Genomic DNA, 13,305 nt, shown 5'->3' on the forward strand with positions numbered 1-13,305 from the left:
GGCCCAGATCCGCTAGCCTGATTGGCCATGCGCATCCCCTTGACCCTCTGCCTCATGCTCTCCGGCTTTTTGCGGGCAGAGGAACCGCCCATTGAGGTGAATCCCAACCGGCCAACCTTTGCCAATCCGGCTCTCACCACGCAATCAGGGCTCGCGGAGTTGGAATGGGGTGTCCAGCGGAGCACCTTCCGCGATGACGGCCCCAGCTTCGGAACACCCACTCTCTTGAAACTGGGCCTGGCGAAGGATCTGGAGCTTCGCCTTGCCTCTCCGGGCTACCTGCGCCTGGAACCCGCGGGTGCACCTGCAACCTCGGGGTTGGGTGACTTCAACCTGGGCGTGCAGTGGTGCTACCTCCACGATGGCCTGTTCGGCATGGATCAGGCCATCCAGGTGGCCCACACCTTCCCCACTGCATCATCGACTCAGGGCCTCGGCAATGGCGCCCCGATCGACATTCTCACCCTGCTGTTCAGTCGGGATGCAGGGCCCTACCACATCGATGTGAACCTGCTGGAGTCCTGGATCGGGCTCACTCCTGATTTGGGTGGGGGCCGTGCCACTCAGACCGCAGGCACCGTTTCCATCACCCGCAACCTCAACGACGCCTGGTCCATCACCGGCGAACTGTACGCCCTGCAGGCCACACCGGTGAATGCGCGCATCGCCTCCAATCTCTGGGCCGTGGCCTACAAGGTGTCGAAGCGGCTGGTGCTGGATGCGGGCGTGGATGTGGGGCTGACCCAAGGGGCGCCCCGCTACACCCTCTTCGCGGGACTCACGGTGGGCCTGGGACGCTTCCGCAAGCCATGAGTGACTCGGCGCCCCTTTCCGTCAAGCGCCTGCTGGAGCAGGTGAAGGCCAAGCTGGAACCGCCGTTCGCGGCGGTGTGCGTGGTGGGGGAGGTGTCGAATTTCCGGGGCTCGGGGAAGCACTGGTACTTCACGCTGAAGGAGGAGGGCGCGGCGCTGTCCTGCGCGGTGTGGGCGGGGCAGCAGCGGTTCCTCCAGCACAAGCCGGCGGATGGGCAGCGGGTGGTGCTCAAGGGCAGCCTCAACCTCTATGTGGCGGGCGGAACGATCACGCTGGCCGTGACGCACTGCGAGCCCGCGGGTGTGGGCGACCTGCAGGCGCGGCTGCGGGCGCTGGAGGCGGATCTGCGCGCCCAGGGCCTCTTCGACCGGCCCAAGCGCCCCCTGCCCCGCTTCCCGAAGAAGCTCGGCATCGTGGCGGCCCTGGGGGGCGCGGCCCTGCGCGATGTGCTGGAGGTGACGGCCCGCCGCGCGCCGGGCATCCACCTGCTCATCGCCCCCGCGGCGGCCCAGGGCGAGCGCTGTGTGCCGGAGACGCTCCTCGCGATCCAGGAACTCCAGGATCCCCACTGGGGCTGCGAGGCCCTGCTGCTGGTGCGGGGCGGCGGCAGCCTGGAGGACCTCTGGGCCTTCAATGATCCGGAGCTGGTGCGCGCCGTGGTGGAGTGCCGCATCCCCGTCATCACCGGCGTGGGCCACGAGATTGATACGACACTGGTGGACCTGGCCGCGGACCGCCGCGCCGCCACGCCCAGCCAGGCCGCGGAGCTGGCCACGCCGGACCGTGCGGCCCTGGGCGCGGAGCTGCGCCGCCGCATGGAGGCCCTGACGGCCAAGACCGCCTGGCGCCTGCGGGGCCTGGAGACCACGCTCAACCTGCTGACGGACCACGGCCTGCAGCGGGCGGATCCCGTGGCGACGCTCGGCTCCCGACTGCTCACCCTGGGCCAGCGCCTGGCCCTGGCCCACCCCAGCCGCGGCCTCGATGCCGCAGGCGGGCGCCTGGCCCTGCTGCGCCAGCGCCTGGGGCAGGCCGCCGGCCGCGCCGCCGGGGAGATGGACCTACCGCGGGTGCGCGAGGCCCAGCGCGCCCTGGCGCCGGCGGTCCTGCGGGGGCTCCAACGGCGGGATCAGCGCCTGGCGGTGCTCGCGGAGCGCCTGCGGGGCCTCGACCCCGCCGGGCCCCTGCAGCGGGGTTTCGTGCTGGCCCTGGATGCCGTAGGGCGCCCCGTCACCGCCGCGCTGGCGCAGCCCGCCGGGGCCGCCCTGCGCCTTCGGTGGCGTGACGGCGAGCGGAAGGCCCGGCTGGAATAACGACAAATTTCAGCCGGCGGTGGTTTATGACGATGGAGCCCTAGGCAGGACTATGTCAAAAACGTATTTTTTACTACCACCCTTCAGGAAATATCTGACGATCACCCTGATGACCCTCATCTCGGCCATCGGCTTGGCCGCGGCTCCGCAGCGGGTGGTCAAGGTGGCGGTGTTCCCCAATGTTCCGGCCATCTTCATGGACAAACAGGGGGAACCCTATGGCTTCTACGTGGACATGCTCCGGGAGGTGGCGGCCAAGGAGGGCTGGGACCTGCGCTTCGTCCCCGGCACCTGGCAGGAAAGCCTCGACCGGGTCCAGTCCGGTGAAGTGGACCTGCTCACCTGCGTGGCCTACACCCCGGAGCGCGATCGCTATCTGGACTACGGGCAGGAACCCTCGTTCACGGTGTGGAGCATCCTGTACACCCATCCCGGCTCCGGCATCACCAATGTGCTGGACACCCGCAACCGCCGCATCGCCCTCATGCGGGGGGACATCAATGGCGAGCATTTCCGGGAGCTCTGCACCCAGTTCAACCTTTCCGCCGTCTTCAGCGAATACAACGGCTTTTCCGATGTGCTCCAGGCCGTGGCCGATGGGCATGCCGACGGGGGCGTGACCTCCAATATCTACGGCTACTCTCAGGAATCCTTGTACGGGGTGGAGCGCACCCCGGTGGTCTTCAGCCCCTTCGATCACCACTTCGCCACCCGGGAAGGGCAGAACGGCGATCTGCTGGCGGCGCTGGACGCCTACCTCCGCGACGGGCGGAACCGGCCCGACTCCGGCTACCACCGGGCCATCAACCGCTGGCTGTCCCCCCAATCGAAGGTGGGGCTGCCCCCCTGGGCCTGGCGGACGGGCCTGGCCATCCTCGCGGCGCTCGCCCTGTCCATCGCGGTGGCGTTCACCTTCCGACGCAAGGTTGGGAAGGCCACGGCAGAGATCAGGGATTTGAATCGGGGCCTTGAGCGGGAACTGGCGGAACGGAAGCGGGTGGCGGAGCAGATCCTCCACATGGTCAACGGCCTTTCCGCCGCCACGGGGGAATCCTTCCTCCACGAGCTGGTCAAACACCTGGCCCAGGCCACGGAAGCGGACGTGGCCTTCATCGGAGAGTGCCTCAGCGCCGGCGACGCGGGGCGGATCCGCACCCTGTCGGTCTTCTCCAGAGGCGTTCCCGGAGAGAACTTCGAATACGCCCAGGCTGGAACCCCGTGCGAGCGAGCCCTCCGCGGCGAGGTCTGCGTGTTCGCCGCCCATGTCCAGGAGAGCTTCCCCACCTGCGGGATGCTGCGCGATCAAAATGCGGATAGCTATATCGGCGCCCCCCTCGTCGATTCCCAGGGCCGGACCCTCGGCGTGCTGGCCGTGCTCCATCGCGCTTCTCCGGCCTCCCCTGCGGAGGTCGCCGCCCTGCTGCGGATCTTCTCCACCCGGGCCGCCGCGGAACTGGAACGACGCAACGCGGAGGAGGCCCGGCTGCTGCTCGAACGGCAGATGCAGCACGCGCAGAAGCTGGAGAGCCTGGGCGTGCTCGCGGGCGGCATCGCCCATGACTTCAACAACCTGCTCACCGCCATGCTGGGCCACATGAACGTGGCTCAGCTGAAGCTCGCCCCCGAATCGCCCGCCATGCCCCACCTGGACAGCCTGGAGCAGATCATCCACCGGGCCGCGGATCTCACCCGCCAGATGCTCGCCTACTCCGGCAAGGGCCGCTTCGTGGTGCGCCCCTACGACCTGAACCATGTGGTGCAGGAAGTCACCCACCTGCTCGAAGTCTCCATCCCGAAGAAGATCGCCCTCCGGTTCCAGCTGGCCCCGGTGCTGCCCCTGGTGGAGGCCGACGCGGCCCAGATCCAGCAGGTGATCATGAACCTGGTCACCAATGCGGCGGACGCCATCGGCGAGACCGAAGGCACCATCCGCCTGAGCACCGGCAGCCTCGAGGTGGACCGCGCCTACCTCGACCAGGTCTTCCAGGGCCAGGACCTGGCGCCGGGCGCCTACGTGACCCTGGAGGTGAGCGACAGCGGCTGCGGGATGACGCCGGAGATCCAGGCCCGCATCTTCGAGCCCTTCTTCACCACCAAGCTCTCGGGCCGCGGCCTGGGCTTGTCGGCCACGGTGGGCATCCTCCGGGGCCACCACGCCGGCCTTCGGATCTACAGCGAAGCGGGCCATGGCACGACCTTCAAGCTGCTCTTCCCCGCCAGCGAAGTCCTTGGCGAGGCCGCACCCGCGCCGGCCGCCGCACCCGCGCCCTCGGGGCGGGTCACGGTGCTGCTCGTGGATGACGAGGAGATGATCCGCGAAGCGGCCGCCGCCGCCCTGGAATCGCTTGGCCTCACCGTCATCACGGCCGGGAACGGGTTCGAGGCCCTGGACGTCCTCCACCACCGGGGCGGCGAGGTCGACGTGGTGCTCATGGACCTCACCATGCCGCACATGGATGGGCGGGAGGCCTTCCAGGAGATCCGCCGCATCCTGCCCCAGCTCCCGGTGATCCTCAGCAGCGGCTACAGCGAGCAGGAATCCCTCCAGGACTTCATGGGCCGCGGCCTCACCGCCTTCCTCCAGAAGCCCTACACCCTGCGCACCCTGGAGCAGACCGTGCTGGGCGCCGTGGGAAAAGGCCCCAAAGACATGTGACAATCCGCGCCGCGTGGTAGTAAGGTAAAAAAAATCGCCGGTGCCCAAATGTCCAATGAATCCGATGCCGAGTCCGCGCCCTCTTTCCGGAGGCGGATTCTGGAAGCCGGCACGCAGGTGGGCCGGTTCCGCGTAGAGGCCCTGCTGGGCACCGGCGGCATGGGCGAGGTCTACCAGGCCTGGGATCCGACGCTCGAACGCAGCGTAGCGCTGAAGGCCCTGCGGGCGGGTGCCGATCGCGAGGCCTCCGCACCGGAGCGCTTCCGGCGCGAGGCCTTGGCCCTGGCCCAGCTCAACCATCCGAATGTCTGCCAGGTGCACGACTGGATGGAAAGCCCCAGCGGCACCTACATCGCCATGGAACTCATCGAGGGGCGCACCCTGGACCAGGCCGCGCCAGATCTCACCGTGCGCGAGAAGCTCCAGGTGGTCAGTGCCGTGGCCCACGCCCTGGAAGCCGCTCACGCGAAGGGGCTGATCCACCGCGATCTGAAGCCCGGCAACGTCATGGTGGCCCAGGCGCCGGGCAGCCGGAAGCTCCAGGTGAAGGTGCTCGACTTCGGCCTGGCGCGGCTGGTGGATCCGTCGGGCCCGGGGGAAAGCCGCACCACGCCCTCGGGGGTGCCGACCCTGGCCACCCTCAAAGCCATGGAAGAGGCCGAACGGGCGAAGGACTGCACGGCCGTCGAGGGTGGCGAGGAACCCTCCGGCAACCAGGCCTGGGAGCGGATCACCCAGGCCGGGACCTTCATGGGGAGCCCGAGCTATGCGTCCCCAGAGCAGATCCAGGGCCAGGCGGCGGGTTCCTCCAGCGATGTGTTCTCCCTCGGCATCCTCGCCTGGGAACTGCTCGCGAAAGAGCATCCCTTCCCCGGCGAAGGACGGGCGCGGATGCTGGCCATCGTCCGGGGCGGCCACCGGGATCTCAAGGTCCGCGGCCTGCCCTCGGGAGCCGCCGAGCTGCTGCTGGCCATGCTGGACGCCCACCCCTTCAAGCGGCCCACCGCAGCTCAGGTGGGCCGACGGCTCGACGACCTGCTTCGGCCCCGCAGCGCCCTGCGCTGGGCCGGTGCCTCTGCCCTCGGCGCGCTGGCCCTGGCCGCGGGCGTGAACTGGTTCACGTCCCGGGGGATCATCGCCGACCTGACCCGCCAGCGCCCCGCGCGGCTCGCGGTCCTGCCCTTCACCAACGCCACCGGGGATGACCGGCTGGATTCCATGACGCAGCTCGTGCTGCCGCAGATGCTCGAGACCTCTCTGGGCGGCCAGGCCAAGCTCGCGCCCGTGGATGGCGACAGCCTGGCCCGAGGCCGCGCGGCCCTGCGCCTGGCGCTCCGGGGGCCGATCCCCGCGGAGGATCAGACCCGCCTGATCGCCGCCCTGGGCGCCCAGCTGGTCCTGCGCGGCACCCTCACTCGGGGCAGCGGTACCTCGGTGGTGCTGGCCTATGAGCTCCGGGACGCCTCCGGAAAGGTCCGCCATGCCGGCGAAACCCGCGAGGCCAGCGACCGCGTGGCCGTGTCCCTGCCCCTGGCCCGCAAGGTGGCGGCGGAACTCATCAAGGCCGTGGATCCCCTGGCCTCCCAGCCCAAGGCGATGCTGCCCGTGGCTCCTGAAGCCCTGGAGGCCTATGTCCGCGGCGCCGACCTCATGGACCGGGGGGATTTCAAGGAGGCCGCACCGGCGTTCCAGTCCGCGGCGCTGAAGGCTCCTGATTTCGCGCCGGCGATCCTCGGCTATGCCCGGTGCCTCAGCCGCCTGGCCGATGTCCCCCCCGAGCCGGTGTTCCAATGGGCCCGCTGGTCCGCCCGTGCCCAGGGGGATCGCGTCAGCGAGATGAAGGCCCTCCACTACCTCTCCGTGCGGCACGGCGATCGGGGCCAGTGGGAGGCTTCGGACCGCATCGGCCGCGAGGCCCTCGACCTGGCCAAGGCCCTTGGGGAGACTTCCTTCGAAGCCGGCATCCGCGCCACCCTCGGGGTGAACTTCCAGCGCCAGCACAAACCCGCCGAGGCGGAGGCTGAGTACCAGCAGGCCCTGGCCATGTACCAGCGCCTGGGCGACCAGTTGAACGCCACCCGATCCCTGAACAACCTGGCCGTGCTCGAAAAGGAGCGCGGCCACCTCAAGGACGCGGAAGCCCGCTACCAGAGCGCCCTCCAGACCGTACAGGCCTATGGCGACCGCTGGGGCGAATCCTTCATCACCAACAACCTGGGGGACCTGGCGCTGGCCCAGGAAGGCGGCCTGGACCGGGCCGAGACCTTCTTCCGCAAGGCGCAGTCGCTGCGTGAAACCATCGGCGACGCCAACGGCCTGGCCTACTCCCTGATGGGCCTGGCCAGCGTCGCCCAGGCGCGGGGCGAGTTGGACCGCGCCGAGGGCCTGGAACGCCAGTGCCTCGAGCAGGCCCGCAAGACCCAGCTTCGTCCCATGGAGGCCACGGCCCTCTACAACCTGGGGGAGATCAATCGGGATGCCAGCCGCTACGACGTGGCCCGCACGTTCTACCGGCAGTCCCTCGCCCTCCACCAGGAGCTGCAAGACGCCCTCATGGAGACGCACTGCCTGGCCGCTGAAGCCGAATGCATGGCCCGGGAGGGCCGGCGCGGCATGGCCCGCGCCCTGCTCGACCGGAGCCGGGCCCTATCCACCGAGGAGACGCCCTACATCCTTCGCGCCCAGGCGTGGCTGGCCCGCAGCGAGGGTCGAGCGGAGGAGGCGAAGCTCCTCTTCGCGAAGGCCCTCGGCGAGGCCCGCATCCAGGCCCCGGAGATCGTACGGGAGCTGAAGGAGGCTTTGCGCTAGGCCGCTGCTGAGAGGGGCCCGGTCAACGCTTCAGGATGAGCAGGGTCAGGTCGTCCGCCAGCGGACGGCTCTGAGTGAAGGCCACCACATCCGCAAGGATGGTGGCCTGCAGGTCCTCGGTGGGACCGGCGAGCAGGGCCTCCAGCCGGTCTTCGCCGTAGAAGGTGTCATCCGGCGCCTGGGCCTCGGACAACCCATCGGTGTAGAAGATCAGGCTGTCGCCGGGTTCCAGGACGCCCTCGCTGGGCTCCAGCGTGTCCTTGAACCGGGTGGCGCTGAGCCCCACGCCCAGGCCGCCGGGGTGGAGGCGCGTCACGCGGCCATCCACGCGGCGCAGGAAGGCGGAGGGGTGACCCGCCCGCACGAACTGGTAGCGGCCCGTCCGGGGGTGGAAGGTGCCGTAGGCGAGGGTGAGGAAGAGCCGGCGGTCATGGCCCTGGCACCAGATGCCATTGAGGCGATCGGCCACCTCGACGGGGCTGAGGGCCTCCTTGTCCAGGGCCGACAGCACGCCTTTGGTCTCCGCGGCGTAGAAGGCGGCGCTGGTCCCCTTCCCGCTCACATCCAGGATCAGGAAGGCCAGGCTCCCGTCCGCCAGGGGGAACAGGTCGTAGTAGTCCCCCGCCACCTCGCGGGCCGGCAGGATGGTGGCCCGCACCGAAGGCATCCGCAGGGCCTCCAGGTCCGGCAGCAGCCGCATCTGGACCTCGCGGGCCACACGCAGTTCCTCCTCCATCCGCAGGCGCTCCTCCCGCTCGGAGGCCGCGGCCTGGAGGCGGGCGGCCATGTCGTTGAAGGCCGTGGAGAGTTGGGCCACCTGATCCCTGCCCCGCGGCCGGATGCGCGTGGAGAAATCGCCGAGGCTGAGGCGCTTCACCCCGCCATCCAGATCGTTCACCGCCCGGCCGAGGGACCAGGCCAGGACCAGCCCCAGGACCGCCGCCACGGCCTGGGCCAGCAGCAAGCCCATGAGCGCCAGGGCGACCACGACGATGGCCTTCACGGTGCCCTCGGACAGCGCCTGGCGTTCGCCGGAGCGGAAGCCCGCGAACAGGGCATAGAGGTTGGTCTCGGGGGTCGCGGTCAGCACCATGGGGCGCCCCGTGGACCAGTCCAGGATGGGGAACGCCAGAGGCGGCAGGTTGAAGGGGGCGAACAATCCGGAGCCCTGGAGCGGCTTCCCCTTGGTCCAGGTCGCGAGGGTCTCCCGCTGGCCCACGAGGATGGGGGCGTCCCGCTCCGTGCGCCGGTCGCCGGTCTTGATCTGCAAGGTCTCCGCGCCCTCGCGGCCTTCCTTCCGCGGAGTCAGCTGGAACACCACCTGCCCCCCCGCCAGAGCCTGGGCGCGGTCGCCGAGGATGCCGAGGTTGAGCGAGAGGATCCGATAGCCGCCGGGTTCCTTCCGCACGGCCCGGAGGTAGGTATCCTTGCGGCCCCCGGCCTGGTCCGCATCGTGGCTGTCGGCCCAGACCATGCCGACGAACGTGTCACTGACGCCTTCGGGCAATTGTGGCGCGTGCTCCACCCAGGCGCCGCCATAGGTGTGGAGGGCCTGCAGGGCCGCGGCCCCGGAGGGCTCGGCATTGGCCACCTTCAAGGCCTCCTCCCAGGCCGTCAGGGTCTGCTGGGTGGAACGGCTCACCTGCGCGCCGAGTCCCAGCCAGCTCACGGAGATGAGCATCAAGCCCAGGGCCACCACGGGGAGCACGGACATCAGGGCGAGGATCATCCAGAGCCGCCGGGACACCCGGAACAGCAACCGATCCCAGATCCAGCGCAGCCCGCGGAGGAGGAGCACCAGACCGCCGATCCAGGCCACCACCGCGGCGCAACCCGAGTCCACGGGCCGCCGGGAGAGGAGCAGGCCGACGGCCAGCGCCACCCAGGGCCAGTGGCGGCGGAAGCGGAAGGCGGCCCAGCCGCGGCGGATCAGATCCAGGCTCCGGGACGGCATGATCGGCTCAGACCATCAACATGCCGCCGTTGACGCTGAGGACCTGGCCGGTGATGTAGCCCGCCTCGTCGCTCGCCAGGAAGGCCACGGAAGCGGCGATGTCGTCGCCGGTGCCCATGCGGCCCAGGGGGATCTGCTTGGTGAACTCGGCCCTCACCTCCGCGGGCAGACCCGCGGTCATGGCGGTCTCGATGTAGCCCGGCGTCACCGCGTTGGCGGTCACGTTGCGACTGGCCAGCTCCCGCGCCACGGACTTGGTGAGGCCGATGAGGCCCGCCTTGGCCGCCACATAGTTCGCCTGGCCGGCGTTGCCCATCTGGCCCACCACCGAGGCGATGTTGATGATGCGGCCCCAGCGCTGCTTCATCATGGGTTTGGTGGCCGCCTGGATGGCCGTCCACGCGCCCTTGAGGTTGGTGTCGATCACCGCGTCCCAGTCTTCCTCTTTCATCTGGATGAGCAGCTTGTCGCGGGTGATGCCCGCGTTGTTCACCAGGATGTGGATGGCGCCGAAGCGCTCCACCGTCGTGGCCACCGCGGCGCGAACAGAGGCCCCATCCGCCAGGTCGGCCACCACCACCTCGGCCTTGCCGCCTTCCGCCGTGATGGCATCCGCCACCTCCTGGAGCTTCCTCAGCGTGCGGGCGGCACAGACCACCGTGGCGCCCTGGGCGGCCAGGCGCTTCGCGATGGCTTCGCCGATGCCCTGGCTGGCGCCGGTGACGAGGGCGATCTTGCCGTCGAGGCGGAACATGGGACCTCCGAATGAGTGAAGGTCCAGTCTAGCAAGGCACTGCCGGACAGCCCGTTCAGGCGTCGGGACTGCCGCTCATGAGCACCGTGTCCACCTCGGTCTGGCCGGGGGCGGGCACCCGCAGCCTGATCTTGGGATTGAAGTCCGAGCCGTGGAGACGCACGTCCAGGTGGGTGGTCCCGGGTTCGATCCGGGTGGTGCCGATGAGCGTCTCGGCGCCTCGGGCCTCCATCTGGCAGAGGCGATGGCGGAGACGCGACTCACCGCCGCCCTGGAAACTGGCCCGGAGGAACCGGGGCCAGAGGGCCTTCAGGCTGACCCGGACGGTCCCCGCGTCCACGCGCTCGAGCTGCACGATGGCGCCCTGGCCCTGCCGGGCGTCCACATGGGCCTGGAGCCGCGAGGAGGCCGCTTCCCAGGTCTCGGTGGCGAGCGCCGTCCGGGCTGCGGATAGAGCGATCACAAGCGACAGGAGTCGGATGGAAAACATGAATACCTCGGAAGATCTTTTCCTATGATGAAACGATCCCCATCCTGTTTCTACCTATTTCAAGGCTTCCAGCCACCGGCCCACTGGGTCGAGATTCGCCAGGGGAGTCTGGTCACCGTAGGCTGCGGCGGCCGAGGCTCCATCCAGGCCGGCCCGGGGCCGAGTCTCCCGCTTCAGGAGGTGGTTCGCCTCCGGCACTTCGATGACGGTGCCCTTGAACCCGGGAGGCACGGCGTCCGGCCGCCAGGTCTGCACATCCCGGTCGCCCCAGACCACGGCGCAGGGCACCGGCAGGCGCTGGGCCAGGGCCCAGGGATCCAGGTCGAGGGTGGCGCGCACGAACCCCCGGCTCTCGGGCTTGGCCAGCAACCGGGCCAGCCGATGGACACCGGGGGCCACCTGGGCGCCGGCTTCGGGCAGGGCCTGGTCCTGGCGGATCGAGGCCAGGGCCCCCTCCAGGTAGCCGAGATTGGCCTGGGCCACTTCCGCGGGGGCCCCGGCCGCGTCCAGCTGGGCCTTCACCTGGGCCAGGATCACGCGCCCCATGCTGAAGCCCGGCATGGCCAGCAGCAGGGCTGCGTCCGCCTCTCCGGCGGCCAACAGGGACAGCAGCGCGCCCTCGCTGTGGCCCACGAGGAGCAGCTTCTTCCCCCGGGCCTCCGGAAGGGCACGGGCCGCCTGCAGCGCCGCCTTGAGGTCGCCCACCTGGGCGTCGAGGGAGATGTCGAGCTTGGGATCCTTCGAGCCGATGAAGCGCTTGTCGTAGCGCAGGGAGCCGATGCCCCGCCCCTGCAACCAGGCGGCGAAGTCGCGCCCGCCGTGGCTCGGCGTCGGGATCAGGGGATTGGACCAGTCGCGGTCCGTGGGGCCCGAGCCCGCCACCATCACCGCGAAGTAGGGATGGGCGCCGCCCGCCTTGACACTGCCCTTCAGCGGGAAGGCGTTGAAGCCGGGGAAAGTGACCTCTCGATCCGGCGCCGGGGCGGGCGTGGCTGCCGCCGGAGCGGGCGTGGCTGGTGCCTGGACGGGCGTGGCCTGGGCCATGGCCACGAAGGCCGCAGTGGGAAGGCAGAGCCAGACAGGGTTCATGAAACCTCCGGAGTCGCGGGCGACGTCCTTGCCCTTCAGGGTAGACGAAGCGCCGGCCTCCCCAGTTCAGTGGGCCGGCCTCGCCGAAGGTTCACGCCGGCTCACTGGCCCGGCTTCATCCGCCCCACGGGCAGCAGGACGAGGACCTTCTCCTCGGGCGGCAGGCCCAGGGCGGTCCCTATCGCGGCCAGATCCACGCCGGAGGCCACGCCACTGCCGAGCGCCAGGGCCGCGGCCTGGAGCAGCAGCGCCTGGGAGGCCGCGCCCGCCTCCCAGAAGGTATAGTCCATCTTCGCGGCGGAACCCCGGGAAGACAGGTTCAGGGGCGTTCCCGTGACCACGAAGACCGAAGGGGCCTTGACGATCCAGGGCTGCATCGCCCGGATGGAGCCGAACAGGGCCGAAACGCCCCTGGTCCCGACCGTCCGGAGGGTGTGGGTATTCGGCAAGTAGCAGTAGGTGCCCGGCCCGAGGGTGGGACTCCCCTCGGTGACGAGGTACAGGCCCAGCGGATAGCGGGCATGGGCACTGGGGACCGTGCGCCGGCCGGGGCGGTTCTCGCCCTGGGCGCTCCACAGGAGCTGCGCGGCCTCTGCCAGGGAAAGGGCCGGGCCCGCGAGGTCCCGCGTGGTCCGTCGCGCCTGGAGGGTCGCGTCCAATGGCACTGTCCCGGCCGACGGGGCCGGCAAGGCCAAGGATTCCCTGGGAGGGGCCGCCGGTGGCGCCTGGGCGGAACCCAACACCACCCCCAGCAGGACGGACAGCAGGGCCGGACGAAGGACGGGTGCACGGAACACGGCAACCTCCTGCAAACGCCTCCCATTGTCCCCCTTCCGGCTAGGCAGACCCGGGCGTGGACGATAGGCCGTTGACAGTGGGCTCAGGACTACTCAATATTGCTGCTCTGACAGTGATTGCTTAGGCATTGAAATGGAGCCCACCCCATGAACACCGATCCGAAGGAGACCGGGCCGCTGTACACCCCCGAGAACTACAACCCGGAGGAGAGCATCGGGCGCCTCATCGCGGATGCCTCCCGGCGGATCCTGACGGGGTTCGATGATGAAATGGCCAACCAGGGCATGGGCATCACCGGGGCGCAGTGGGTGATCCTCATGCGCATCGCGCGGGGGTGCGCGTCCACGGCCGCCGAGCTCTGCCGCTTCGGCCACTGCGACACCGGCTCCATGACGCGGATGCTCGATCGTCTGGAGGAGAAGGGCCTGATCCGCCGCGTTCCGAGCAGCACGGACCGCCGGGTCACGCACTTGGAGCTCACGGAGGCCGGCCAGGAGCTGCTGCCCCACCTGCCCCCCGTGGCCATCAAGGTGCTGAACGCGCACCTGAAGGGCTTCACGCGGGAGGAACTGGAGCAGCTCAAGGGGTTCCTGAACCGGATCAGGGCCAACAGCGACCTGTCCGCATGAC

Annotated in this window: 10 protein-coding genes; 5 read left to right on the top strand and 5 right to left on the bottom strand. The window is 69.8% G+C overall.

Annotated features, from left to right (window positions below):
• Positions 1–27 precede the first annotated feature (27 nt).
• From NOV65_RS05415 to NOV65_RS05430, 4 genes are all read left to right on the top strand, one after another.
• On the top strand, positions 28–813 hold the full coding sequence (locus NOV65_RS05415; protein ID WP_257304959.1) for a hypothetical protein: 786 nt from the start codon (positions 28–30) through the stop codon (positions 811–813).
• On the top strand, positions 810–2,126 hold the full coding sequence (xseA, locus tag NOV65_RS05420) for an exodeoxyribonuclease VII large subunit (protein ID WP_257304960.1): 1,317 nt from the start codon (positions 810–812) through the stop codon (positions 2,124–2,126). The genes NOV65_RS05415 and xseA overlap by 4 nt, the downstream gene beginning before the upstream one ends.
• Positions 2,127–2,235: 109 nt before the next feature.
• The gene (locus tag NOV65_RS05425) at positions 2,236–4,782 is read left to right on the top strand and encodes a response regulator (protein WP_257304962.1); all 2,547 of its coding nucleotides are present in this window, start codon (positions 2,236–2,238) and stop codon (positions 4,780–4,782) included.
• 48 nt (positions 4,783–4,830) lie between these two features.
• Positions 4,831–7,590, top strand: coding sequence for a serine/threonine-protein kinase (locus tag NOV65_RS05430; protein ID WP_257304963.1), 2,760 nt, complete (start codon positions 4,831–4,833; stop codon positions 7,588–7,590).
• Positions 7,591–7,612: 22 nt separating this feature from the next.
• Here NOV65_RS05430 and NOV65_RS05435 read toward each other — a convergent pair whose 3' ends face one another.
• The 5 genes from NOV65_RS05435 to NOV65_RS05455 form a co-directional block, all read right to left on the bottom strand.
• Positions 7,613–9,544: a PP2C family protein-serine/threonine phosphatase gene (locus tag NOV65_RS05435; protein WP_257304964.1), complete on the bottom strand. Its 1,932-nt coding sequence runs from the start codon at positions 9,542–9,544 to the stop codon at positions 7,613–7,615.
• 7 nt (positions 9,545–9,551) lie between these two features.
• Positions 9,552–10,298, bottom strand: a complete 747-nt coding sequence (gene fabG, locus NOV65_RS05440) for a 3-oxoacyl-[acyl-carrier-protein] reductase (protein WP_257304965.1) — start codon at positions 10,296–10,298, stop codon at positions 9,552–9,554.
• A 55-nt stretch (positions 10,299–10,353) separates the two neighbouring features.
• Positions 10,354–10,788 carry a hypothetical protein gene (locus NOV65_RS05445; RefSeq protein ID WP_257304966.1) on the bottom strand — a complete coding sequence of 145 codons (435 nt, stop codon included), beginning with the start codon at positions 10,786–10,788 and terminating at the stop codon, positions 10,354–10,356.
• Between the two features lie 54 nt (positions 10,789–10,842).
• Positions 10,843–11,877 carry an alpha/beta hydrolase gene (locus tag NOV65_RS05450; RefSeq protein ID WP_257304967.1) on the bottom strand — a complete coding sequence of 345 codons (1,035 nt, stop codon included), beginning with the start codon at positions 11,875–11,877 and terminating at the stop codon, positions 10,843–10,845.
• A gap of 101 nt (positions 11,878–11,978) precedes the next feature.
• On the bottom strand, positions 11,979–12,674 hold the full coding sequence (locus NOV65_RS05455; protein WP_257304969.1) for a nitroreductase family protein: 696 nt from the start codon (positions 12,672–12,674) through the stop codon (positions 11,979–11,981).
• 147 nt (positions 12,675–12,821) lie between these two features.
• Here NOV65_RS05455 and NOV65_RS05460 point away from each other — a divergent pair, with 147 nt between their 5' ends.
• Positions 12,822–13,304: a MarR family winged helix-turn-helix transcriptional regulator gene (locus NOV65_RS05460; RefSeq protein ID WP_257304970.1), complete on the top strand. Its 483-nt coding sequence runs from the start codon at positions 12,822–12,824 to the stop codon at positions 13,302–13,304.
• Position 13,305: the final 1 nt, after the last annotated feature.

The organism is Geothrix campi (assembly GCF_024609265.1).
Taxonomy (GTDB): Bacteria; Acidobacteriota; Holophagae; order Holophagales; family Holophagaceae; genus Geothrix; species Geothrix campi.